Annotated in this window: 20 protein-coding genes, 2 tRNA genes and 2 pseudogenes; 9 read left to right on the top strand and 15 right to left on the bottom strand. The window is 52.8% G+C overall.

The annotated features are described in order from the left end of the window. Positions 1 to 120: 120 nt before the first annotated feature. Complete coding sequence (locus tag ACLD11_RS20410; protein ID WP_183058389.1) at positions 121 to 363, bottom strand: YfdY family protein; 243 nt, start codon at positions 361 to 363, stop codon at positions 121 to 123. Positions 364 to 884: 521 nt separating this feature from the next. Here ACLD11_RS20410 and lpxP point away from each other — a divergent pair. Both lpxP and ypdK read left to right on the top strand, forming a co-directional pair. Beyond that, positions 885 to 1,805 (top strand): kdo(2)-lipid IV(A) palmitoleoyltransferase, encoded by a 921-nt coding sequence (gene lpxP / locus ACLD11_RS20405; protein ID WP_411015302.1) that lies wholly within the window; start codon positions 885 to 887, stop codon positions 1,803 to 1,805. A 401-nt stretch (positions 1,806 to 2,206) separates the two neighbouring features. Continuing rightward, on the top strand, positions 2,207 to 2,278 hold the full coding sequence (gene ypdK / locus ACLD11_RS20400) for a membrane protein YpdK (protein WP_010723117.1): 72 nt from the start codon (positions 2,207 to 2,209) through the stop codon (positions 2,276 to 2,278). 49 nt (positions 2,279 to 2,327) lie between these two features. Here the strand turns inward: ypdK and alaC are convergent, their stop codons facing one another. Further along, positions 2,328 to 3,566 carry an alanine transaminase gene (alaC, locus tag ACLD11_RS20395; protein WP_411015301.1) on the bottom strand — a complete coding sequence of 413 codons (1,239 nt, stop codon included), beginning with the start codon at positions 3,564 to 3,566 and terminating at the stop codon, positions 2,328 to 2,330. Positions 3,567 to 4,153: 587 nt separating this feature from the next. Between alaC and ACLD11_RS20390 the strand changes: the two genes are divergently transcribed. Then, positions 4,154 to 5,008 carry a helix-turn-helix transcriptional regulator gene (locus ACLD11_RS20390; RefSeq protein ID WP_411015300.1) on the top strand — a complete coding sequence of 285 codons (855 nt, stop codon included), beginning with the start codon at positions 4,154 to 4,156 and terminating at the stop codon, positions 5,006 to 5,008. Positions 5,009 to 5,015: 7 nt separating this feature from the next. On the opposite strand, the pseudogene ACLD11_RS20385 reads toward ACLD11_RS20390, so the two are convergent. The 7 genes and pseudogenes from ACLD11_RS20385 to glk form a co-directional block, all read right to left on the bottom strand. After that, positions 5,016 to 5,096: pseudogene (locus tag ACLD11_RS20385) on the bottom strand (hypothetical protein); the annotation flags it as partial. A gap of 13 nt (positions 5,097 to 5,109) precedes the next feature. Then, positions 5,110 to 7,605, bottom strand: a complete 2,496-nt coding sequence (gene ptsP / locus ACLD11_RS20380; RefSeq protein ID WP_411015299.1) for a phosphoenolpyruvate--protein phosphotransferase — start codon at positions 7,603 to 7,605, stop codon at positions 5,110 to 5,112. Positions 7,606 to 7,626: 21 nt separating this feature from the next. After that, positions 7,627 to 8,667: an aminopeptidase gene (ypdE, locus tag ACLD11_RS20375; RefSeq protein ID WP_058214727.1), complete on the bottom strand. Its 1,041-nt coding sequence runs from the start codon at positions 8,665 to 8,667 to the stop codon at positions 7,627 to 7,629. Further along, on the bottom strand, positions 8,667 to 9,749 hold the full coding sequence (gene ypdF / locus ACLD11_RS20370) for an aminopeptidase (protein ID WP_411015298.1): 1,083 nt from the start codon (positions 9,747 to 9,749) through the stop codon (positions 8,667 to 8,669). Before ypdF ends, ypdE begins: the two co-directional genes overlap by 1 nt. Before the next feature lie 16 nt (positions 9,750 to 9,765). Further along, the gene (locus ACLD11_RS20365) at positions 9,766 to 11,013 is read right to left on the bottom strand and encodes a PTS fructose transporter subunit IIC (RefSeq protein WP_411015297.1); all 1,248 of its coding nucleotides are present in this window, start codon (positions 11,011 to 11,013) and stop codon (positions 9,766 to 9,768) included. A 20-nt stretch (positions 11,014 to 11,033) separates the two neighbouring features. After that, positions 11,034 to 11,360 (bottom strand): PTS fructose transporter subunit IIB, encoded by a 327-nt coding sequence (locus tag ACLD11_RS20360; protein ID WP_411015296.1) that lies wholly within the window; start codon positions 11,358 to 11,360, stop codon positions 11,034 to 11,036. Positions 11,361 to 11,635: 275 nt separating this feature from the next. Then, positions 11,636 to 12,601: a glucokinase gene (gene glk, locus ACLD11_RS20355; RefSeq protein WP_023231214.1), complete on the bottom strand. Its 966-nt coding sequence runs from the start codon at positions 12,599 to 12,601 to the stop codon at positions 11,636 to 11,638. Positions 12,602 to 12,804: 203 nt separating this feature from the next. Between glk and ACLD11_RS20350 the strand changes: the two genes are divergently transcribed. Beyond that, positions 12,805 to 14,040, top strand: a complete 1,236-nt coding sequence (locus ACLD11_RS20350) for an ion channel protein (RefSeq protein ID WP_411015295.1) — start codon at positions 12,805 to 12,807, stop codon at positions 14,038 to 14,040. A 19-nt stretch (positions 14,041 to 14,059) separates the two neighbouring features. On the opposite strand, the gene ACLD11_RS20345 is transcribed toward ACLD11_RS20350, so the two are convergent. Then, entirely contained in the window at positions 14,060 to 15,712 is a 1,653-nt protein-coding gene (locus ACLD11_RS20345; protein ID WP_411015294.1) for an alpha-keto acid decarboxylase family protein, read from the bottom strand. A 71-nt stretch (positions 15,713 to 15,783) separates the two neighbouring features. Here ACLD11_RS20345 and ACLD11_RS20340 point away from each other — a divergent pair. Continuing rightward, a pseudogene (locus ACLD11_RS20340) lies at positions 15,784 to 16,422 on the top strand (aldo/keto reductase); the annotation flags it as partial. Between the two features lie 113 nt (positions 16,423 to 16,535). Next, positions 16,536 to 16,862, top strand: a complete 327-nt coding sequence (gene ypeC / locus ACLD11_RS20335) for a DUF2502 domain-containing protein YpeC (RefSeq protein ID WP_076726960.1) — start codon at positions 16,536 to 16,538, stop codon at positions 16,860 to 16,862. A 60-nt stretch (positions 16,863 to 16,922) separates the two neighbouring features. On the opposite strand, the gene ACLD11_RS20330 is transcribed toward ypeC, so the two are convergent. Further along, on the bottom strand, positions 16,923 to 18,164 hold the full coding sequence (locus tag ACLD11_RS20330; protein ID WP_411012456.1) for an Mn(2+) uptake NRAMP transporter MntH: 1,242 nt from the start codon (positions 18,162 to 18,164) through the stop codon (positions 16,923 to 16,925). 342 nt (positions 18,165 to 18,506) lie between these two features. Between ACLD11_RS20330 and ACLD11_RS20325 the strand changes: the two genes are divergently transcribed. Beyond that, positions 18,507 to 19,712: a NupC/NupG family nucleoside CNT transporter gene (locus ACLD11_RS20325; protein ID WP_080250227.1), complete on the top strand. Its 1,206-nt coding sequence runs from the start codon at positions 18,507 to 18,509 to the stop codon at positions 19,710 to 19,712. 52 nt (positions 19,713 to 19,764) lie between these two features. Here ACLD11_RS20325 and ACLD11_RS20320 read toward each other — a convergent pair whose 3' ends face one another. The 3 genes from ACLD11_RS20320 to ACLD11_RS20310 all read right to left on the bottom strand — a co-directional run bounded on the left by ACLD11_RS20320 (position 19,765) and on the right by ACLD11_RS20310 (position 22,338). Then, complete coding sequence (locus ACLD11_RS20320) at positions 19,765 to 21,954, bottom strand: sensor domain-containing phosphodiesterase (protein WP_079944970.1); 2,190 nt, start codon at positions 21,952 to 21,954, stop codon at positions 19,765 to 19,767. Positions 21,955 to 22,144: 190 nt separating this feature from the next. Then, positions 22,145 to 22,220 (bottom strand) — tRNA-Ala (locus tag ACLD11_RS20315). Positions 22,221 to 22,262: 42 nt separating this feature from the next. Next, positions 22,263 to 22,338, bottom strand: a tRNA-Ala gene (locus ACLD11_RS20310). A gap of 221 nt (positions 22,339 to 22,559) precedes the next feature. Here ACLD11_RS20310 and ACLD11_RS20305 point away from each other — a divergent pair. Both ACLD11_RS20305 and ACLD11_RS20300 read left to right on the top strand, forming a co-directional pair. After that, on the top strand, positions 22,560 to 22,922 hold the full coding sequence (locus ACLD11_RS20305) for a MerR family transcriptional regulator (protein ID WP_000472034.1): 363 nt from the start codon (positions 22,560 to 22,562) through the stop codon (positions 22,920 to 22,922). A gap of 1 nt (position 22,923) precedes the next feature. Then, positions 22,924 to 23,316, top strand: coding sequence for a MerR family transcriptional regulator (locus tag ACLD11_RS20300; RefSeq protein ID WP_000826514.1), 393 nt, complete (start codon positions 22,924 to 22,926; stop codon positions 23,314 to 23,316). A gap of 53 nt (positions 23,317 to 23,369) precedes the next feature. Here ACLD11_RS20300 and gltX read toward each other — a convergent pair whose 3' ends face one another. Then, positions 23,370 to 24,785, bottom strand: coding sequence for a glutamate--tRNA ligase (gene gltX / locus ACLD11_RS20295; RefSeq protein ID WP_000695623.1), 1,416 nt, complete (start codon positions 24,783 to 24,785; stop codon positions 23,370 to 23,372). Between the last annotated feature and the right edge of the window lie 321 nt (positions 24,786 to 25,106).

The raw sequence follows: 25,106 nt of genomic DNA, 5'->3' as shown, positions 1-25,106 counted from the left end.
TCTGCCGGGAGCAGATTTGAACGTCGCGTGCGACGGCCCGTCAGGGCGAGGCCCATGGATGGGTCGAGTAATCCGTAGCCAACACATAAGCAACTTGAAGTATGAAGGGTATATAACTGACTAACGCTTACCGTATCCCACCATAAAGCGAATAATTAACCCACATGCCGGTGCAAGAAAAAGCAATAATCCGCTAATGATGTCATCGCCATCCTGCAGCCATACATTGAGTAAATAAATCAGCGCGGCAAGGATAACCATTCCCGTAAATGAAGAAACCGCGGAAAAAGCCCCCATCACCTGACCGATATAGCCACTCACGGCAAGTATACTTATTGCAAGAAATGTCCATAAATAGATCATCGATAATACCTCCTGTCTATGGCAAGGCTTCCATATAGCCTTACGGTCCCTCTCACTTCTCCTTTAAGATAAACCTTATCATCAAGTCATTTCCATAACATTTATCTCACATTTTATTTTTTTAATCATTTTTCAATGACCTTCGTCTGAAATAAAATTATTACTGTAAAAACAATGAATTAAAAATAATCATTAGCTTATTTTTGCTACGGGAGAAATATTTACGCTTCTTGATAAAGAATTTCTGGGCGCGAGTAAATAACTGGTGGTACATTAACCTGCCTGGCGTTCATGCCCTCGTGGTTTAGTACTGACTTAGTTTTACACTCCTTACGGGAACCATTGTCGTACATGATGGCCTAACTATACGCAAATCATTCAAGTTACCCCGATGGGCTTACTCAAGTAAGTGATTCGGATAAGTGAACGCAACTTGAAGGATGATGCGTATTTCAGAGTGTACCGCTGCGGATAATGACTCTTCTGCGATACATTATTTTCGTATCTACAGAAGGTATTTTATGTTTCCTCAAAGCAAATTTTCACGCGCGTTTTTGCACCCGCGCTACTGGCTGACGTGGTTTGGTATTGGCGTCCTCTGGTTACTGGTGCAGCTTCCCTACCCGGTTTTGCGTTTTCTGGGCACCCGCACCGGTAAGCTGGCGCGCCCCTTCCTGAAGCGACGTGAGTCGATCGCCCAAAAAAATATTGAACTCTGTTTTCCGACCCTCTCCCGGGAAGAAAGGGAAAAACTGATCGCCGAGAATTTCCACTCTCTTGGCATGGCGCTGCTTGAAACGGGCATGGCCTGGTTCTGGCCTGATAGCCGGGTTCGCAAATGGTTTGATGTGGACGGGCTGGACAACCTTACCCGTGCGCAGGCGCAAAATCGCGGCGTAATGGTCGTTGGCGTGCATTTTATGTCGCTGGAATTGGGAGGCCGGGTAATGGGTCTCTGCCAGCCGATGATGGCGACCTATCGTCCGCATAACAATCCGCTCATGGAGTGGGTGCAGACACGCGGTCGTATGCGCTCAAATAAAGCGATGATCGGCAGAAACAATCTGCGCGGCATTGTGGGCGCGCTAAAAAAAGGGGAAGCCGTTTGGTTTGCTCCCGACCAGGACTACGGCCCTAAAGGCAGCTCCTTTGCGCCATTTTTCGCGGTTGAAAACGTCGCCACCACCAACGGCACCTATGTACTGTCCAGGCTGTCTGGTGCCGCCATGTTGACCGTTACAATGGTAAGGAAATCCGATAACTCGGGTTATCGTCTGTATATTACTCCTGAAATGGAAGGTTACCCGGCAGATGAAAATCAAGCCGCTGCCTATATGAATAAAATTATTGAAAAAGAGATCATGCGCGCCCCGGAGCAATATCTCTGGATTCATCGCCGTTTCAAGACTCGCCCGTCGGGAGAAGCGTCACTCTACATCTGAAAAAGGCCGCAAGGCCTTTTATTTTGGCATTTCGCATTGCCATAATATTCATACCGTAAATTACTCATTCCTGCTTTTAGCGATAAGCCCCCTGTTTACAGGCAATTTTTACTGTGTCGGCGGCGTCGCTCAATAGCGATTCATCACTGTCAGAAATTAAACTGTCGCCGATCCCCGACACTTGTAAGTTACTAAAAGTAAATAAGAAAATGCCTCTTGTTTCACCTCATTTTTAGGCGTACATTAGCGCCGTCTGGAGCGATGACGCGCAGAATTCTGAGGTGATGCAGGCGGTAGAAACACGAATAATTCTCAATTTCGTATTGTCCGGCATCAACTCTCTATAATCAGGTAAGTGTAAGTTCATTTAGGCGTACGACAGGTACGCGGAGAGATGAAACGTGAAATATTTCTTTATGGGCATTTCATTTATGGTCATCGTTTGGGCCGGTACTTTCGCCCTGATGATTTAAAAGTACAATGCAAAGAAAAACAGGAGCCATGGGGCTCCTGTTTGCTTTTCTACTCCGTGCTCGCCTCAACGGGTTTTGGATGTAACGGCAGCACGCCATCGGCGCGGAACATCGCTTTAATCCCTCTGACGGCCTGGCGAATGCGGTCGCGATTCTCTATTAATGCAAAGCGTACATGGGTGTCGCCATAGTCACCAAAGCCTATCCCTGGAGAAACGCAAACCTTCGCCTCATTCAGCAGCTTCCTGGCAAACTCAAGCGACCCCATCGCCGCATATTGCTCCGGGATTTTCGCCCAGACGTACATTGAGGCTTTCGGCATTTCAACCATCCAGCCCGCCTCATGCAGCCCCTTCACCAGCACATCGCGACGACGTTTATACTGCTCGGCGATATCGCGCACGCACTGCTGATCGCCTTCCAGAGCGGCGATAGCCGCCACCTGAAGCGGGGTAAAGGTGCCATAATCGTGATAACTTTTAATGCGCGCCAGCGCGCTGACCAGGGTTTTATTACCCACCATAAACCCAATACGCCAGCCCGCCATATTATAGCTTTTCGACAGTGTGAAAAATTCGACCGCCACGTCGCGCGCGCCGGGCACCTGCATAATGGATGGCGCTTTCCAGCCGTCGTACACGATATCGGCATACGCCAGATCGTGCACCACCAGCACATCATAACGTTTAGCCAGAGCGACCACTTTTTCAAAAAACTCCAGTTCGACGCACTGGGCCGTAGGGTTAGACGGAAAACCCAAAATCATCATTTTCGGTTTCGGATAACTTTCGCGAATAGCGCGCTCCAGCTCGTTGAAGAAATCCACCCCCTCTACCAATGGAACCGAACGCACCTGCGCCCCGGCGATAACGGCGCCATAGATATGAATCGGGTAACTGGGGTTCGGCACCAGTACCGTATCGCCATGATCCAGCGTCGCCAGCATTAAATGCGCCAGTCCCTCTTTGGAACCGATGGTCACAATCGCTTCGGTTTCCGGATCGATATCGACATCATAACGTTCCTGATACCAGTGAGAAATCGCGCGGCGTAAACGCGGTATGCCGCGAGACGTGGAATAACCGTGCGTATCCGGACGCTGCGCGACGGTGCAAAGTTTTTCAACAATGTGGGGAGGGGTTGCGCCATCAGGATTACCCATACTGAAATCAATAATATCTTCGCCGCGCCGACGCGCAGCCATTTTGAGTTCAGCGGTGATGTTAAAAACATAGGGCGGAAGGCGATCGATACGCGTAAAGCGACGTTCAGGGCGGAAGTCAGCCATAATATCCTCAGATTAACGTTAGCGCCCGGACCGTCCGAGCGACGCTGCCACGATGGTGGCTCCTTTAGAAAATAGCCTGAAAATTTTCTTCCTGTCGAGAGGCTAATGAAAATATTTTTAGCGATGAAAAAAGAGGAACAACCGTAAAAATTTACTTTTTTAAGCGTGTCAGTTATAGCATCAAACAAACCATATTGTTAACAACTTGATATCATTGAATTTACGTAACGTGACGCAACCGACGATAATTTCCTGTCAATAAACCTTATCTCAAATAATCCCCTTTTGATTTTGTGGTTTTTCCTCTTTAATCAAAACCCTTACTAACGATATTGGTATTCGATCATGTCATATTGCGGTATTTTTCAGAGACATTTCCCCGAAAATAAGGATCCTTTCCGGCAAGATGCCGCGATGAAACCGTAAATAAGGCAGCGAACCGGATACGTATAGTAAAATAAATCCCTGTTTTCGCCTGACTAACCGCCATGACATGATGACTCAACGCGCTGGTGTTTGACCTTTCGCTCAGCAAGAGTAAAGTGAAATAATTCAGACAGTTGAAGCATTCATGCACAGGAACGGCAATGAAAAAAACAGACTTACCGGCAGACCAACAATTTTTTGCCGATCTGTTTAGCGGTCTGGTGCTTAATCCACACCGATTAGGACGCGTATGGTTTGCCAGCCAGCCCCCCTCCCTGCCCTCCGGCAGCTTATGTATCGACCGCCCCCGGCTGGATATCGTCTTGCGCGGAGAATACGGTAATCAACTGGAAAAAACGCAGCGTCGGCTGACGGAAGGCGAAATGTTGTTTATCCCTGCCCGTGCGGCGAACCTGGCGGTTAGCGATAAACCGGTGATGCTGCTTAGTCTGGTATTCGCGCCCTCCTGGCTGGGTTTATTGTTTTACGAAAACCGTACAGCATCGCTTTTACGTCCGACGCGCCGTATCGAATTGCCACATTTGCAACGTGGCGAAGGCGAAGCAATGCTGACCGCGCTTACCCATTTAAGCCGTTCGCCTCAGGAACAAAATATTATCCAGCCGCTGGTGCTCAGCCTCCTGCATTTGTGCCGGAACGTGGTGAATACGCCCCCCGATATCTGCCGTCCACGCACTGAATTTCTCTATCACAGTATCTGTAACTGGGTACAGGATAACTACGCCCAGCCGTTAAACAGAGAAAGCGTTGCACAGTTCTTTAATATCACCGCCAACCACCTGTCCAGGCTATTTACTCAGCATGGCACCATGAGTTTTGTGGAGTATGTTCGCTGGGTGCGAATGGCGAAAGCGCGTATTATGTTGCAGAAATACCACTTGCCGATTAACGAAGTCGCGCTGCGTTGCGGGTATCAGGATAGCGATTATTTTTGCCGTCTGTTCCGACGTCAGTTTGGCCTGACGCCAGGGGATTACAGCGCGCGGTTTCAGTAACAAACCGCTCGCCCGATGGCGGCGTAAACGCCTTATCCGGCCTACCATCACTCACGAACGTAGGCCTGATAAGCGCAGCGCCATCAGGCGGTTATCCCATGCTAAAACGTTAACTCCGCCTTCAGCAACGCCAGAATACTGTCGGCATCATTGGCGGCAAACAGCGACTGACGGAAGTTTTTATTCACCAGCTTACGGGCGAGCTGTGAAAAAACCTTCACATGATTTATCCCTTCATCCGCCCCAAGCGTCAGCATAATCACCAACTCTACGTCACCCATCTCCGACTGCCAGTCTACGGGCTGTGCGAGACGCGCAATACTGATCGACGAGTGGCGAATCCACTGCGATTTGGTATGGGGGATCGCCACGCCAAAACCGACGGCGGTGGTCACAATCTCCTCACGCTGCCAGACGTCCTCTTCCAGTTCAAACGGATGTTCGGTACGCCCGTTAACGCCAAGATTACCGCACAGAAACTGGATAACCTGTTCCTTATTACTGAGCGGCTCGCCGACAAAGATATTTTCCAGCGCCAACAGCGGTCGTACCTCTTTTTCTGGCGCGAACTGATTCAGCAGCGCTTCTATCTCCTGGGCGCTGCGACACTCGCAAGCCTGACTCGCCAGCGCCCGACACGCCTGACTATCCAGATGACGTAGCTGACTTTTTACCGCTGGAATACGTGGACTGCTCATACTTAGCTCATCCAGCCCCAGTCCCAAAAGTAGCGGTAAATAGCGGCTTTCTCCGCCCAGTTCGCCGCAAATGCCGACCCATTTGCCTCGCTCATGGGCAGTGTGGATAATCTGCCGCAACATGCGTAAAAACGATGGCGTAATCGGATTATACAGCGGCGAGACGCGCGGATTATTGCGATCGACCGCGTACAGATATTGCGTCATATCGTTCGAACCGATGCTAAAGAAATCCACCTCATCGCAGAAATGATCGATGATGTAACAGACCGACGGCACCTCAACCATAATCCCCAACGGAATATCCTGCGCGTGACGCAGCCTTTCCCCATGCAGCTCCGTAACCGCCTTTTTCAGCTCACTTTTTACCCATAAAATCTGGTCAAGACTATGCACCATCGGAATCATCAACTGCGCATGACCGAAAACAGCAGCCCGCAAAATTGCGCGAAGCTGGGTGCGAAAAAGCCCGGCAAACTCAGGGTAGATGCGCACCGCACGGTAGCCAAGAAAAGGGTTCTCTTCCTGCGGAATATTGAGATAGCGGATATGTTTATCGCCGCCAATATCCATGGTGCGGAAAATCACCGGCTTTTCGCCCGCCGCCAGCAAAACCTGTTGGTAGGCTTCAAACTGCTCCTGCTCATCCGGCGCGCTGTCGCGATCCATAAACAGCATTTCGGTACGAAACAGGCCAATGCCTTCTGCGCCGTTGGAGAACGCGCCAGGCGCCTCCAGCGCGGTGCCAATATTCGCCGCAATATCGATACGCTGGTTGTCCTGCGTACAGGCAAGCAACGCCGCATCGCACGCCTGCCGTTGTTGTCGTTTATCCGCCAGCTTCTGCGCCACGGCATAATAGCCGCGCACCGAGGTATCCGGACTAATCGCCAGTACGCCGCACTGCGCGTCCAGCACCGCAGGCCGGGTCGCATAACGACCAATGGCCTCGGCAGAGAGCCCGCTAAGCACCGGGATCGCGGAAGCGCGCGCCAGAATCAAAGTATGTGACGTCCGCCCGGTCTTTTCGAGGATCATACCGGACAGATACTGTAAATCGAGGCTTAAAAACTGGCTGGGCGTTAAGTCTTCCGCCACCAGAAGGGTAGGACGCGTTAGCACCAGCGCATTACGCGGCTGTTTTTCAGGCCAGGTAATGTGCAACAACTGCTCGGTGATATCGCGAATATCGCTCACCCGCTCGCGCAGATAATCACTTGCCGAGGCCGAAAGCTGGCGACAAACCTGCTCCATATTGGCAATAATCGCCGCTCCCAGCGCCAGATGGCGTTCAACCATTAAGCGACGAATGTTCCCCACAAACTCATCATCCTGAATTAGCGACAGATGAGCGCTTAAAATAGTTTTACTCTCGCCGTCACGCTCGCGAAGCTGTTGATTAAGCTGTTCCGCCAGCGTCGCCAGGCTATTTTCAAGGCGGGTAAGATCTTCAGCGCTCGCGGGAATAGTACGGTAGCCCTCCAGATTATCGCTCTGCCACAGCGTCAGAATCCCCTCGCCCACGCCGCTTGCCAGCACATCGCCGTACAGCAAATCCGGATTCAGGCGAAGCAGCGATCGCGGCAGCGGATGCGCCGCCAGTTCGGCTGGCCCTGGCTGAACGCTATCGCTGTCGATAAAATGGTGCGCAAGCCAGGCCTCCAGCGATCGTTTAGCCTGTTCTTCATCACGCCCGCTGATATTCAGAACGCAGCTATCATTGAACAGCGTACTGGTGCCGATAAGCGCCAGCGAACTTTTCGCGTCCGCCCGCGTATTCTGACGATGATTAATAAAAGTAATATCACTTTGCCACTGGCTGCACTGTTCTTTCAGCTCCCACGCGGGACGCGCATGAATACCGTTAGGCAGCGGGCAGAGAAACTCTATCGTTAACATAACTACTCCTTTAGCGCGAAATCAGCACCTGAAATCCGTCAGGCGAGCCACAGTATCGCGCGTAAAACCGGTCATCAGCGCCGACAGCAACTGCTGTGTCTGCAGAATGTCGCGACAGTCGGCAATCGAGGCGGCACAATGTCCGTGGCGGGTTGCCGGACCAAGCACCACCGTCGGGATGCCCGTTCCGCTCAGATGCACCGCCCCGCCGTCCGTTCCGCCGTTGCTGAACATATCCAACTGTAGCGGTATTTCCGCTTGCGCTGCGATGCTCTCAACCCAGGCGGTTAGTTTTGGCGGCGCAATCAGCGATTTATCGCTCAGCACCAGCATCGGTCCCAGACCGATTTGCCGATGATTCGCCGCGCCATAATCAAAATTTTTCGCCCAGCAGGCGGTATCCAGTACGATGGCTAAATCCGGCGCAACGGCGCGGGCCGCTGTTTGACCGCCGCGTAATCCCACCTCTTCGCTGGAACTGGCCGCCAGCCAGATTTCCGCCGGTAATTCCGCATCGTGCCATTCACGCAGCAACGCTATCAGCAGATAGCAGCCGAGCCGATCATCAAAGGCTTTACCCATCACCCGCTGATGCGGCAACACCTGAAACGCGCTATCAAAAGTCACACGATCGCCGGGACGAATCCCCGCCTGTATCACCTCGTCATAAGAACGCGCGCCAATATCGACCCGCAGTCCGCTCACCTCGTTGCCGCTGCGCTCGCCATCAAGCAGACCGGGAATTTTACATTCCTCCCGCGTGGTGATGCGGACCGGCTGGAGCTGACGCGCCGCCATTCGCACATTGCCCACTGGCAGCACATCAATCGCCCCCTCGCCGGAGATACTGCGCACCATAAATCCCACTTCATCCATGTGCGCGCAGATCATGACTTTCGGGCCATCCGAGGCATTAAGTCGGATCAATACCGATCCTAAGCCATCGAAGCGCACCTCTTTATGCAGGCGATCCGCTTCGTCGAGTAAGATCTGGCGAACCTCCTGTTCTGACGCGGCGATCGCATCCGCCTCGCACAGCGCTTTCAGTAGCGATAAATCCATCATGCGGCTCCTGTCAGTAATACGGTTTTCGGCATGGAATAGAGCACTTCCGCGCCTTCCGGCGTGACCAGTACAACATCTTCAATGCGTACCCCGCCCAGCTCCGGCAGATAAATGCCCGGCTCCACGGTCAGTAGCATTCCCGGTGCGAGTACTGTGTGGTCATCAGGCGAAAAGCGGGGATCTTCATGTACCTCAATGCCGATAGAATGGCCGGTGTTATGGGCGAAAAACTCGCCATATCCCGCCCGGTCGATAACGTCGCGCGCGGCGGCATCCACCGTCAGACAACGCGCGCCCGGACGAATAGCCGCAATGGCGGCAAGCTGTGCCTCAAGGACAATGTGATAGACGGGAAACAGCGGATGCTCCTGCGGCGCGCCCGCGCCAGGCACCAGAAAAGTTCGGGTCATATCGGAACAATATCCCTGATACAGCGCGCCGAAATCAAGCGTTATCCATTCCCCCGCCGCCACGATTTTATCGCTGGCTTTGCCGTGCGTCAGCGCGCCGCGCCAGCCGCTGGCGACAATGGTATCAAAGGAGGCTTTCTCCGCGCCGCGCTGGCGCATAAACCACTCCAGTTCAGCGGCGATTTCCCGCTCGCTCTGGCCTGGCGCGATAAAGCGGCGAATGTGTTCCGCACCCGCATCAGCAATGCGACATGCTTCACGAATACGGTCGATTTCCACCGCCGTTTTAACCTGCCGCAGCGCGTCAATGGAGACGCTGATCATGGTGGCCTGCAGTTCCGTCTGCCAGCGACGCGCCGTCTCCCAACTGACCTGCGCGCCTTCAAAACCAACCGTTTGCAGATTTTCCGCAGCGATAATCTGATTCACCAGCGACACCAGCGTCTGTTGCCCGCCGAGCAGATGTATGCAATATCCGTTCGCGCGCGCTTTCACATCGGCGTAATAACGGGCATCAACCAAAATATGCGCATGTTGGCGGCTGATCAGGACAAATCCTGAGCTGCTGGAAATGCCCAGATGCGGCTGCTTGTTCGGGCGCGAGGAGATCAGTACCGCATCTAATTGGCGCTCGATGAGCCATTGGCGAAGCGATGTCAGTCGCGTCATGTTATCGGTCCTTATTTCACAGGCTTTCAATCAGCAATTTACCCCGGCGGTACATCATATGGCGCAAGAAGATCACCATCAGCGCCGTTATCACCGCGCCCAGTAAAATACCCGCGATATAGACGCCGAGATGGCTTACCAGCGGCCACGCCCAGATTGCCGACTCCGGGAACCACTGCACCGCGCCCAGCCAGACGGCGAACGTCGACCCCACGATGGCGCCGACCATGTAAGACGGGATGGCGGTGATCGGGCTTTCCAGCGCAAAGGGAATCGCCCCTTCGCTGATCCCCATAAACGCCAGGAACATCGCCGTCTTACCCTGCGGATAAAGCTGCGCGTTGAACAGACGTTTACCGGTCAGACGACGGTCGAGCAGCGTCGCCAGCCCCAGACCAATCGGCGGGATGACAATCGCGATGGAACGCGCCGTCACCGGCAACACATGGTCAGTGGTAAAACTAAAGGCAACAAATCCTGCGGCTTTGTTAATGGGACCGCCGAGGTCGATGGCAGTCGCGGCGGCGATTCCCATCGCGTACATTAATGCCCCCTTTTCACCCGCCGCGGTGAGCAACGTGCGAATTCCGCCATTAATCCAGCCGCCAAAGGGCGTAATCACGTAGTACATCGCCATCATCACAAAAATGGCGGAGAGAATCGGCAGTAAAAAGGTGGTCTTAAAGGCCAGCAGAAAGTCAGGCAACTGGATTTTTTGGTTCATCCACTTCACCAGATATCCCGCGACGATAGAAATAATCAGCGCGCCGATAAAGGTTGACGGGACTGGCGCGGTGGTCACCCAATGCAGGCTGGCCGGATCAAAATTCAGCACCTGCGTTGGCTGAGTGGACATCAAACCGCCGATAAAACCAGCCGGAAACGCCAGTTTGCCGCCGATAGAGTTCGCCACAAAGGCAGCGAACATCGGGATGGCGAAACCAAACAACACGCCGCCGAAAGATTGCGATAACCAGGCGAACTTCAACAAGGAGAGATTAAAACCAGCGAATTTTCCGCTGTTCAACGCGTCCATGATGCCGGTATCGGCGGGAATGTCCAGCCAGCTATAGGCAATCAACTGCGAGAAAGCGAGGATCACCCCGCCCATAATTAACGTTGGCACCATGCGCGAAATTCCGGACATGACGTGCTGCGGTAGCTCGCCCCAGAAGCTATTACCAGAGGCCTGCGGTTTCTTGACTGCCGCTGCCGCGCCGGATACGCCGGGCACAACAGTCGCACTGCGTTTTTTAATGGCCATATCTGTATCCCTGTCGAGAATTACGGTTGTTCGGCGGCAATCATCTCTTCAATTTCTTTGATAATGCCCGCCGCATTTTTAATGGCATCCTGAAGCGTGATCTCGTATACATCGCGTGATTCAAAACGCTCGTTATCCTCCGGCGTTACTGCTACGGAATGGATAATTAACGTCGCTTCGGCAATGTCCTGCGCCGTGAGACGGTTTTGAATACCATCAGCACCCTGGGTTTCGATTTTGATTTCGTATCCCGCTTCTACCGCCGCCTCTTCCAGCGCCTGCGCCGCCATAAAGGTGTGAGCCAGGCCCATCGGACACGCACAAACGGCAATCAGTTTTTTAGTCATAACGTTTTCCTCGTAATAGTTAACGAGGGAAATTATGACGGTGAGAAGCCTACGCTTGTTACCAGATGAATAATGCTTTTACTGGACAAGTAATTCTGCTAAGCAGAAATGTGACGCGTGTCGGCATGGCCGGTAACAGGCGAAAAAAAACCGCGTGAGGAACGCGGTTTGAGACTGACAAGAGAATGATTAATTGCCTGATGACGCTGCGCTTATCAGGCCTACAGATGACACACTTTTGTAGGCCGGATAAGGCCTTTATGCCGTCATCTGACTTATAGAATATGGCCTAATGTCTGGCGCAGATGCGCGCCGGAGCCTAACAAGCCAGGATTATCATGGACAATCAAATAGACCGGAATACCGTGTACATAATCTTTAAAGCGGCCTTTATCTTCAAAGCCACCACGGAAGCCGGACGCTTTAAAAAATTCCAGGAAGCGCGGGACAATACCGCCAGCGATATAAACGCCGCCAAATGTCCCCATGGTTAACGCCAGATCGCCGCCAAATCGCCCCATGATGACGCAAAAGAGCGACAACGCGCGGCGACAATCGATACAGCTATCCGCCAGGGCGCGTTCGGTAATATCTTTCGGGCGCAGATTTTCTGGCAGACGGTTGTCGGACTTAACAATCGCCCGGTAAAGATTCACCAGCCCCGGGCCAGACAGCACGCGCTCGGCGGAAACATGGCCAATTTCGGCGCGCAATATTTCCAGAATCATAGCTTCTTCTTCGCTATTAGGCGCAAAATCGACATGCCCGCCTTCGCCCGCAAGGCTAATCCAACGCTTATCCACATGCACCAGATGCGCCACGCCCAAGCCGGTTCCCGCGCCATACACCGCAATAGGTTTGCCGTCTACCGGTTCGCCGCCGCCGAACTGAATTAAATGCTCTTTTTTCAGCATCGGGATCGCCATCGACACGGCGGTGAAATCGTTGATGATTTCCAGATGGCTAAAGCCGAGATTTTTTTTCATTTCCGCAATAGAAAAAGCCCAGGTATGGTTAGTCATCGCTACCCAGTCACCGGTAATCGGGCAGGCTATGGCGATACAACCATCCTCCACGCTGACGCTATGCTCATCGAGATAAACGCGCACCACGGCCTCAAGACTGGGATAATCCAGGCCGGAATACGTTTTGGCCTGCGAGATTTCTCCACTGGCGATATCACACAGGGCAAGACGCGCATTCGTGCCGCCTACATCGCCTACTAAAGCATACTTTGTCATTCTTCTACTGCTCCGCTAAAGTCAAAATAAGTCTTTGTCACACTGTAAATTCATGGGGGCATAACAACAACGGCCATCAGGCTAACTGCCTATAAATATAGATCTTCATCACAGAATTACTTTCTTGTTTCAGCACCAATTGCAGCAATGCCGTCGGGCAGGCTGTGCAAAATAGGTATACGACCCCGTGTAAGGAAGAGATTATGTTCCACCCGCGTGCCCGAACGATGCTGCTGCTGTCGCTCCCTGCACTGATTATTGGCGTAGCGTCAAGCCTGGTTTTAATCGCTGCGATGAAAGTCGCGTCGGTTTTTCAGCAATTTCTTTGGCAACGACTGCCCACCAGCATCGGCATCGCTTATGATTCGCCGTTCTGGATAGTGGGTATGCTCACGCTAACCGGGATCGTGGTGGGTTTGATTATCCGTTACAGTCCCGGACACGCTGGCCCCGATCCGGCTATCGAACCGTTAATCAGTATGCCGGTCTCGCCATCTGCGCTGCCCGGGCTGCTTCTCGCCTTAATCATCGGCCTTGCTGGTGGGGTAAGTTTGGGGCCAGAGCATCCGATAATGACAATAAATATCGCGCTGGCGGCGGCTTTCGGCTCCCGCCTGTTTCCGCGTATCACGGCGTTAGACTGGACGATTCTGGCCTCAGCGGGCACCATCGGCGCGCTGTTCGGCACGCCCGTCGCCGCGGCGCTGATTTTTTCGCAAACGCTTAGCGGCTCTAACGATATTCCCATGTGGGATCGCCTGTTTGCGCCGTTAATGGCGGCAGCGGCGGGGTCACTCACCACCAGCCTGTTCTTTCATCCGCATTTTTCGTTACCCATCGCCCATTACACGCAGATGCGGCTGGTGGACATTGCCAGCGGAGCGATCGTCGCGGCGATCGCCATTGCCGCAGGGATGGTCGCCGTCTGGTGCCTTCCGCGTCTGCATGAGTTGCTGCACCGCCTGAAAAATCCGGTCCTGACTCTCGGCATTGGCGGTTTTATACTGGGTATTCTGGGCGTCATTGGCGGGCCGCTTACCCTCTTTAAAGGCCTGGACGAAATGCAACAAATGGCGTTTAGCCAGACGTTGGGCGCGGGAGATTATTTTACCTTAGCCGTCGTCAAACTCGCCGCGCTGGTCATCGCGGCGGCGAGCGGCTTTCGCGGCGGGCGCATTTTTCCGGCTGTGTTTATCGGCGCGGCGCTGGGGCTCATGCTCCATGCCCATGTTGAGGCCGTACCCGCGGCGATTACCGTCTCCTGCGCGATTCTTGGCTTAGTGCTGGTAGTGACACGTGACGGCTGGCTCAGTCTGTTTATGGCGGCAGTCGTCGTACCGGATACCAATCTGCTGCCGCTGCTCTGCATTGTGATGCTCCCCGCCTGGCTATTGCTGGCGGGAAAACCGTTGCTGGCCGCCAACCGTCACGAACCCTAATCCGGCGCAGCGGGGGCCATTATCCCCCGTTGCGGGCTTCCAGCGCCCGGGTCACGGTACGCAGTAATTCCGGCAGATCGGCTTTTGGCAACATCACTTCAATAAATGACAGACGTTGTGGGCGCACCAGACGTTCGAGGACCTCCGCCAGTTGGATAGCCTGCGTCACCCGCCAGCACTCCGCCTGTTGCGCCGCGTTTAGCGCCGGTGGTATCTGCGTCCAGTTCCAGCTCGCGATGTCGTTATACCGCTGGGCCGCGCCGTGAATGGCGCGCTCTACGGTATAGCCGTCATTGTTGAGCAGCAGGATGACCGGCGCCTGCCCGTCGCGTAACATCGAGCCCATCTCCTGAATCGTGAGCTGCGCCGCGCCATCGCCGATAATCAGAATCACCCGCCGATCGGGGCAGGCGGTTTGCGCGCCAAACGCGGCGGGCAAGGAATAGCCGATAGATCCCCACAGCGGCTGAACCACAACTTCCGCACCGTCAGGAAGCGACAGCGCGGCAGCGCCAAAAGCGGCGGTCCCCTGGTCGACAAGGATAATATCGCCGGGTTTGAGATACTGCTGTAAGGTTTGCCAGAAGCTTTCCTGGGTCAGTTCTCCCTTATCAATCCGCACTGGCTGTCCGGCGGAACGCGTCGGCGGCGGCGCAAAAGCGCATTCAAGGCACAGTTCGCGCAGCGTAGACACCGCCTGCGCCATCGGGAGGTTGAACCAGGTTTCGCCGATGCGCGACGCGTAAGGCTGAATCTCCAGCGTGCGTTCCGTCGGTAATTGTTGGGTGAATCCGGCCGTAAGGGTATCGACAAAACGGGTGCCGACGCAGATAACCCTATCGGCGTCCTCTATGGCCTGACGCACTTCTTTGCTGCTGGCGCCTGCGCTATAGGTGCCAACGAAGTTCGGGTGCTGTTCATCAAAAAGCCCCTTCCCCATCAGTAGTGTGGCATGAGCGATGGGCGTTTCCGCCATCCAGCGCTGCAACAGTGGTCGTAAACCAAAACGCCCGGCAAGAAAGTCGGCCAATAGCGCAATGCGCCGACTGTTCATCAGGCACTGACGGGCGTGGTAACGAAAAGCCGTCTCCACGCCGCTTTGCGCTTCATGCACGGGCAACGTCAGCGCCTGCGTAGGCGGGATGGCCGTTTTTTTCGCCACGTCGGCGGGCAACATGATGTATCCTGGCCTGCGTGCGGCAAGCATTTCACCCAATACGCGGTCAATCTCGAAACAGGCGGTCTGTTCATCCAATATTGCGCTGGCAGCGGATATCGCCTGACTCATGCGATAAAAATGACGAAAATCGCCGTCGCCGAGGGTATGGTGCATCAATTCACCACGCTGCTGCGCAGCGCTACAGGGCGCGCCGACGATATGCAAGACCGGGACATATTCCGCGTAACTGCCCGCGATACCGTTAATAGCGCTAAGTTCTCCCACGCCAAAGGTGGTGAGTAGCGCTCCAGCGCCCGACATGCGCGCATAGCCGTCCGCGGCATAAGCGGCGTTCAGCTCATTGGCGCATCCCACCCAACGCAGGGTCGGGTGGTCAATCACATGGTCAAGAAACTGCAAGTTATAATCGCCCGGTACGCCAAAAAGATGGCCAATGCCGCATCCTGCCAGTCTGTCCAGCAAATAGTCGGCCACGGTATAGGGGTTTTGCATGACAGCTTTCCTTCTGACGTTGACATTATGTTGAGTATTAAGGAATGGCGATGGCTGTCCAGCACGGTGGGGATGAAAGCCTGAAACGTATGGGGCTGGAGTATGTCGATATCTTTTATCACCATCGTCCCGATCCCGAAACGCCGCTTAAAGAGACGATGAAAGCGTTAGATCACCTTGTGCGCCAGGGCAAAGCGTTGTACGTGGGGATCTCTAACTATCCTGCCGATCTGGCCAGACAAGCTATCGATATTCTGGAGGATCTCGGCACACCTTGCCTGATTCATCAGCCTAAATATTCGCTTTTTGAGCGTTGGGTAGAGGACGGGCTGCTGGCGCTGTTGCAGGAAAAAGGCGTCGGTAGTATTGCCTTCTCGCCGCTGGCGGGCGGGCAGCTCACTGACCGTTATTTGAATGGCATTCCGGAAGATTCCCGCGCGGCGAGCGGAAGCCGTTTCCTTAAACCAGAACAGATTACCGCCGACAAACTGGAAAAAGTTCGCCGGTTGAATGAACTGGCTGCGCGACGGGGCCAAAAATTGTCTCAGATGGCGCTCGCCTGGGTGCTGCGTAACGATAACGTTACCTCGGTACTGATTGGCGCCAGCAAACCGTCGCAAATCGAAGATGCCGTAGGAATGCTGGCCAATCGCCGTTTTTCGGCGGCGGAATGTGCAGAAATTGACGCTATTCTGGAGGGGCGGTTTTAGCAAAAAATGCTCTCCTTCATGATTTAAGAGTTAAGGCGATGAAACAAATCTTTACTGCTTTGTAATATTGCATTAACAGGCCGGCGACGGCTCGATCGTGAAGGAGAGAAAGTATGTTCAGGTCACTGATTCTGGCGGCAGCCTTGCTGGCTTTTACACCGCTTGCCGCGAATGCGGGCGAAATCACCCTGTTGCCCTCAATAAAATTACAGATTGGCGATCGCGATGATTACGGTAACTACTGGGACGGTGGTCGCTGGCGCGACCGGGATTACTGGCACAGTAACTATGAATGGCGTAAAAATCGCTGGTGGCGCCATGACAACGGCTATCATCGCGGCTGGGATAAGCGTAAAGCGTATGAACGCGGTTATCGGGAAGGCTGGCGCGATCGCGACGATCATCGCGGGCGAGGCCGGGGTCACAAACATCATCACTAAGCCTCCTGCTGAATAACAGCCCGATGACGCCCACGCATCGGGCCTGCTATCTTTCTGTCTTTATGACAACCTCATCACCGTTCCAACCAGTAACCAGATATTCAGGGCGACGACCAGCACGACAATTATCCAGCCAATCTGTTTTACCCACCGCGTGTTCACCAGCTCGCCCATTAGCGTAGCGTTACTGGTGAAAATCAGGAGCGGCACCAGCGCCAGCGCAATACCAAAACTCAGCAGCACCTGACTCATCACCAGAATTCGGGTAGGGTCCAGCCCCATCAAAATCACAATAAATGAGGGCAGCATGGTAATGGTGCGCCGTACCCACAGCGGAATGTGAAAACGGACAAACCCTTGCATCACCACCTGCCCCGCCAGAGTCCCTACCACAGTGGAGGAAAGCCCTGCCGCTACCAGACTAAGACCAAACACCGTTGCCGCCGCATGGCTTAGTAACGGTTCCAGCGTCAGGTATGCCTGATCGAGGTCGGCGATGCCGGTGTGACCGCTAAAATGAAACGCCGCCGCGGCGGTCGCCATCATTGCCAGATTGACAAAACCGGCAATCGTCATGGCAATAGCGACATCCCATTTTGTTGCTGAGTACCGTTGTTGCCGCGTTCCGCCGTGCAGATGCTGTGTTAATGACGAGTGCAGATAAATCACGTGCGGCATAATCGTCGCGCCAAGCACGCCGGCGGCTAAGAATACGGCTTCCGTGTTCGGTAGCGCCGGGATAACCATTCCTTTGCCGAGCTGGGCCATATCAGGCTGAGAGAAGAACAGCTCCACAATGTAAGCAGCGGCGACAAAAAGCAGTAAACCGCCGATGACTTTTTCAAGCGGTTTTTGACCGCGGCGTTGTAACATTAAAATCAGAAATGTCGCGATACCGGTCAATACCGCGCCCTGTAATAAAGAGACGCCCAGGATCAGCTTAAAACCTATTGCCGCGCCGATAAATTCAGCTAAATCGGTGGCCATCGCGATGATTTCCGCCTGTACCCAGTAAAACCAGACTACCGGGCGCGGATAATGGTCGCGAATTTGCTCCGCCAGGTTCTTGCCGGTGGCGATTCCGAGTTTTGCCGAGAGGATTTGAATCAGCATCGCCATCAGGTTCGCCCAGACCACCACCCAGAGTAGCTGGTAGCCAAAGCTGGCGCCGGCCTGAATATTGGTCGCGAAGTTACCGGGATCGATATAACCAATCGCGGCAATGAACGCAGGTCCCATTAATGCGAGCCTTAGCTTGCGTGCTGCCCGTCCGCTGCTATTCTCTACGCGATTGTCAGTCATCTTTTGCCTCAAAAACATAGCCTTTGCTATGTTTCATGCTATGTTTATTGATAATGATTATCAAGTGCATTTCAATGGGTACGGGTGATTACTGTGATAGTGTGAAACGATAGACCGATACGATGACGACCTGTATCAGAACAGTTTGGCTTGACATTACAAGATTAGCACACTGATATAACTTTTCATTTTCATATTCAGTACAGTAAAAGTGTATTACAGATCACTAATTTTGAATCTCGTCACAGGTCCTTATTATAGTGTGTGTTGGATCTCGTTTTCTTTACGGCTGTTGCATAGAATGTGCACGAAAATTAAACCTGCCTCATATTTGGAGCAAATATGGACCGCGTCCTTCATTTTGTCCTGGCGCTTGCCGTTGTTGCGGTACTCGCACTGCTGGTTAGCAGTGACCGTAAAAAAATCCGCATTCGTTATGTTATTCAATTGCTTGTTATTGAAGTGTTACTGGCATGGTTCTTCCTGAACTCTGATGTTGGAAAGGGATTCGTGGAAGGTTTTGCTGGAATGTTCGACGAACTACTCAAATTTGCAGCAGTAGGAACAAATTTTGTTTTTGGTGGTTTGCTCAATGATACTGTGCCACACCAATTTTTCTTGCAAGTTCTGTGCCCTATCGTCTTTATTTCTGCGCTGATTGGTATTCTTCAGCATATACGCGTTCTGCCAGTTATTATTCGTGCGATAGGTTTCCTGTTATCCAAAATTAACGGAATGGGCAAGCTGGAATCCTTCAACGCCGTCAGCTCGCTGATCCTGGGTCAGTCCGAGAACTTTATCGCCTACAAAGATATTCTCGGCAAAATGTCCCGCAACCGTATGTACACCATGGCGGCAACGGCGATGTCGACCGTTTCCATGTCTATCGTCGGCGCGTATATGCAAATGCTGGAGCCGAAGTATGTCATCGCAGCGCTAGTTCTGAACATGTTCAGCACCTTTATCGTACTGTCGCTGATCAACCCGTATACTGTTGATGCCAGCGAAGAAAACATCCAAATGTCTAACCTGCACGAAGGCCAGAGCTTCTTCGAAATGCTGGGTGAATACATCCTGGCAGGTTTCAAAGTGGCAATTATCGTTGCCGCTATGCTGATCGGTTTCATCGCGCTGATCGCGGCCCTGAACGCCCTGTTCGCCACCGTGACCGGCTGGTTTGGTTACAGCATCTCCTTCCAGGGCATTCTGGGTTACATCTTCTACCCGGTCGCATGGGTAATGGGCGTACCGTCCAGTGAAGCGCTGCAGGTAGGAAGTATCATGGCGACCAAACTGGTTTCCAACGAATTCGTGGCGATGATGGATCTGCAGAAAATCGCCTCTACCCTCTCTCCACGCGCTGAAGGCATTATCTCCGTCTTCCTGGTGTCCTTCGCGAACTTCTCTTCCATCGGTATTATTGCGGGCGCGATTAAAGGCCTGAACGAAGAGCAAGGCAACGTGGTTTCCCGTTTTGGTCTGAAACTGGTTTACGGTTCTACGCTGGTGAGCGTACTGTCCGCCTCTATCGCGGCGCTGGTACTGTAAGTCTGCGTTTAATGTAGAAACCGGGGAGCTATCCCCGGTTTTTTTATGCCGCTTATTTGCCTAACGGGCGCGGGCGGCCAATCAGATATCCCTGCAAACTGTGTACGCCAAGCTGCAATAGCAGATCGCGCTGCGCAGGCGTTTCAACAAACTCAGCCACGACGCTCAACGATTTCGCTTTCGCTAAATCAGTGATGGATTTCACGATCATCGCATCCAGGGAGTCCGTCAGAATATCTTTTACGAAACAACCGTCGATTTTAATGATGTCCGCCTTGAGGCGTTTTAGCCGTTCATAGTTTGCATAGCCGGTGCCGAAATCATCAATGGCGATTTTTAGGCCAAACTTACGCAGCTGGTTGATATTGTGCATACTGATTTCGGAATGAGAGAAGGCCTGTTCTTCAGTAATTTCGATGATGACCGAAGCAGGCGGGACGCCATAGCGTTTAAAAAGCTGCATAATGCGCGACGCCGTCTCTTTTTGCAGCAGCGTCAGCGGCATCAAATTAACCGAGAAACGCGCCCCCTGCTCCGCCGAAGGATGCGCGGACAACCATTGCAGGAGCGCTTCCATCACCTGCATATCAAACCGTACGCTCAGGTTAAACTGGGCGATAAGCGGAATGAACTGATTCGGCATCATGATACCGTCGTCGCACCGAAGCCGCGTCAGAATCTCGTCATACCCTTTTCCCTGCGCGTCGCGAATGGGTTGCGCATACAAAACCAGCGCGCCGCGCTCCAGCGCCTGACGGATTTTCTGCAACCGCAGCACCCGTTCCGTCGTCTGCCCGGAAGCGGCTTCAATACTCTGGGTCAGTGCAAGCACCCGACGATGCGAACAGGATTGCTCCGCCAGCCAGCTTAATTGCCCCAACAGCGGTTGCAAGGTTTCCTGGCGACCATCGAATGTTCCCCACGATGCGCCGTATTCCATGTCCAGACCGGTATTGTTCCAGTAAATTTTGCGGTTATTAAGCACATTGAGCATATATTGCAGGCGGGCTTCCGTCTCCGGTCCCGTCAATACCAGCAATAATTCACTGCCCGGCAGATGGAAAATTTTCTCCTTTTCCAGCAGCAGCGGCTGCAACACGCGAAACACCTCGCGTTCGCAATGCACGCGCATCTGCATACCGTAATGACGGCTCAGAAATTCCAGGTTTTCCATGCGTAAATAACACACGCTTTGCCCGGCATCCTGTAAAAGAAACTGTTCCAGCGCACGCAGGTTAGGCAGTTGCGTCAACGGATCGGTCAACGCCTGCGAGTGCCATTGTCGATTCAACCATTCGCTGCGCTGATTAATCCGCGCCATGTACAACAAACAAATACTAAAAGAAATGAGAACTGAAAGGATAAATGCCAGCGAATATTCTGAGCCCACGCCCTGCAGAAAATTGCGGTTATAGCTAAGCAGGAATAGCGCAGTGAGAGCCCAACTAAAATTCAACAGCGGATAACTGATTTTCCCCACGCCGAGGGTAAATCCAATAAACAGAACTGGCACCAGATAGCCAGCAATATACTTTGTCTCGAAAGGCGTACACAGCACCGCTAATAGCGTCGCCAGAGTGGCAAACCAGAGAAGCGTAAACAGGCGTTTTTCTTTGGCGAGATAAGGAGCGACATCCCTCCGCCAGAAAATACGAATATAGTGCGGGCTGACTATCATCCGCAGCGGATAATAGAAAAAGAGGGTAAAAATAAGCGCGGCAGAAATCAGACTCAATAAATCGACAATCGAGAAAATAGCGGTGCCGGTGCCAAAGAAGGTAGAGATGGTCACCGGAAAAGCCAGGTAGTGCCCCGCCAGATGCATACTGATTTTTATGCCAAACGGCGTCATTAAGCCTAACCAGAAAACGCGTAGCCAGATGCCTTGGTTGGGTATTCCGTAGCGCCAGCGCGCGCCCAGCTGCCAGCGTACGATAGCGCAAACCAGCAACACGGGAAACGTTTGGCAAAATAGCAGCACCATCGCCTGTGGCAGAGGTAAATGAAAATTCCATTCATTAGTCAACATCATTCCGCCTACCATCGGCGCGACGCCACGGCGGCCAAATAAAAACAGCACGGAAAACATGACGCAGAGCGGTAGCCAGGCCAGAAAGATATAGCTGGAATCAATTGTGGCGCGGGGAGAAATGAGACGAGATAGCAGAATAGCCGGAACGGTTAGGCAGAAGGCCAGTAAGAATATTTTTATATTTTTTAATACGTTACACTTATCCGGCATTGCTTTAATGCTCACATCATTATATAAGGCGCATGAATAATAAGTATATTCGCATTATGAAGCAATCTAACAAAAGCTCATATTGACCGCAAAAGCAGCGGCAAACAAACGCACCTGAAGAGCAGATCAGAGGCCATAAATTTTGTGACAAAAAGCAAAAACCCCCGCTTTTCAGCGAGGGTTCGAATGTTGGTGGAGCTAAGCGGGATCGAACCGCTGACCTCTTGCATGCCATGCAAGCGCTCTCCCAGCTGAGCTATAGCCCCATAGTGCTTTTACGTATACGCCAAATTTATCGGGAGTAAATTTGGTGGAGCTAAGCGGGATCGAACCGCTGACCTCTTGCATGCCATGCAAGCGCTCTCCCAGCTGAGCTATAGCCCCACTACGTAAAGCTTGTCGAGTTGACGGGCGGCATCATATGAATTCCCTCGGCATGTGTCAACGGCAAAATGAACTTGCCGAATTCAATCGCTGAAAAAGCATTCAAATAAAGGACATTGCGGCACAACTCGCATTCAGTAGTTAAACACGTCACGGTTTCGACTAAAATGGTGCTATAAAATGAACCACTAATTAACCCCACGACTATTCAGGGAATCGTTATGTTCAAGGAACGGATGACGCCAGAAGAACTCGCTAATCTCACCGGTTACAGCCGACAAACCATCAATAAATGGGTACGGAAAGAAGGCTGGGCAACATCGCCCAAACCTGGCGTCCAGGGCGGTAAAGCCCGTCTGGTTCATGTAAACGAACAGGTTCGTGAATATATCCGCAGCGCTGAACGTTCAGTTGACCATCACGCAGACACATTCACGCCTGCCAGCAACGCATCGCTTGAAGCGCTGCTCATGACGCTCGCCAAAGAGATGACCTCATCCGAGCAGAAACAGTTTACCTCTCTCCTCGTGCGTGAAGGGATTACCGGTTTGTTACAACGCTTAGGGATACGCGATAGCAAATAATATGAAAAGATTACGCAGTAAAATGACCACTGAAGAGCTGGCTGAATGCCTCGGCGTGGCCAGACAAACCGTCAATCGCTGGATCAGAGAACAACACTGGAAAACCGAAAAATTTCCCGGCGTCAAAGGCGGACGCGCAAGACTCATCCATATTGATGCCAGCGTGCGGGAGTTTATTCTCAATATTCCGGCTTTTCGCAAACTGCCTGCGTTTTATCAGGCGGAAGAGGCTTTCGCAGAATATGCGAACGCGGCGCACAGTCACGCTTATCGACAAATTATTGATGCCGTTGAAAATATGTCTGCTCAGGAACAGGAAAAACTGGCGCTGTTTTTATCGCGGGAAGGTATTCGCGGATTTCTGACGCGTTTAGGTATCAATGAGGCGGACTAACAAATAATAAACGGCAGGCGTCTGCCCTGCCGTTTATTCTGTTTCAGCTGGCGTTACTGCTGACTTTCACGCTCGGCGATAAAGCCCAGCGCTTTGTTGATACGCTCAATGCTGCGGGTTTTACCAATCGCATGTACGGTGACATCCAGCGCAGGCGACTGCCCGGCACCGGTCACAGCCACACGCAGCGGCATCCCTACTTTACCCATCCCCACTTCCAGCTCATCCGCCGTGGCCTGAATCGCGTGGTGGACGTTTTCTGCTGACCAGTCCGTAATCGCCGACAGCTTGTCGCGCACCACTTCCAGCGGCTGACGCGCCACCGGGCGGAGGTGTTTTTTCGCCGCATCGGCGTCAAACTCGCTGAAGTCTTCATAGAAGTAGCGGCAGCTCTGCGCCATCTCTTTCAGAGTTTTGCAGCGTTCGCCCAGCAACTTCACCAGTTCAGCAAGCTGCGGGCCGTTACGGGTGTCGATATTTTCCTGCTCGATATGCCACTGCAAATGCGTCGCCACATATTCCGGTGCCAGCGTATTGATATAGTGGTGGTTCAGCCACAGCAGTTTATCAGTGTTGAACGCGCTCGCAGACTTGCTCACCGCACCGAGGGAGAACAGCTTGATCATCTCTTCACGGGTGAAGATTTCCTGATCGCCGCTGGACCAGCCCAGACGCACCAGATAGTTCAGCAACGCTTCCGGCAGATAACCGTCATCGCGATACTGCATCACGCTCACCGCACCGTGACGTTTAGACAGCTTTTTACCGTCGTCGCCGTTAATCATCGACACATGTGCGTACATCGGCACCGGCGCGTTTAACGCTTTCAGAATGTTAATCTGGCGCGGAGTATTGTTGATATGGTCTTCGCCACGAATCACATGGGTAATTTCCATATCCCAGTCGTCCACCACCACACAGAAGTTGTAGGTTGGGGAACCGTCGGTACGACGAATGATCAGATCGTCCAGCTCCTGATTGCTGAATTCGATCGGGCCACGGATCTGATCATCAAAAATAACGGAACCGTCCTGCGGGTTGGCAAAGCGCACCACGCATGGCTCATCGTCGGCATGATGTTCGTGGCTGTGACGGCAACGCCCGTCATAACGCGGCTTCTCGCCTTTCGCCATCTGATCTTCACGCAGTTGCTCCAGACGCTCTTTAGAGCAGTAGCATTTATAGGCTGTTCCCGCCTCCAGCATCTCGTCAATCACCGCGTTATAGCGATCAAAACGTTTGGTCTGGAAATAGGGGCCTTCGTCCCATTCCAGGTTCAGCCAGTTCATACCATCCATGATGGCTTCAATGGCTTCCGGCGTGGAACGCTCAAGATCGGTGTCTTCAATACGCAGCACGAACTCACCGCCGTGGTGACGTGCGAAAAGCCAGGAATAAAGAGCAGTACGCGCGCCGCCGACGTGCAGATAACCTGTCGGGCTAGGCGCGAAGCGAGTTTTGATTTTCATGAAATGGCCTTACGTTTATAAAGATGCCGACAACCGGCAAATCCTGGAAAGATGAATAGCCTTGTATTCTATCACTGTGGCTTGATTCCTCAATGTTGATCCGGTCAGAACGCTGCGCTTTGCTATTTCCGTATAGAAATCATGCAGCACGGGGTAATTCACGATCGTTTTGTTTAATTTTACGACGAACAAACAAAAACTTTAGAAAATGCGTTGACTCATTTTCAACTCTCCCTATAATGCGACTCCACACAGCGGGGGTGATTAGCTCAGCTGGGAGAGCACCTCCCTTACAAGGAGGGGGTCGGCGGTTCGATCCCG

It is taken from the genome of Salmonella sp. 741265116_PST (assembly GCF_046567715.1).
GTDB classification, from domain to species: Bacteria; Pseudomonadota; Gammaproteobacteria; order Enterobacterales; family Enterobacteriaceae; genus Salmonella; species Salmonella enterica.
The sequence above is the reverse complement of the archived record's forward strand: the minus strand, read 5'-3'. Positions and strand labels throughout refer to the sequence as shown.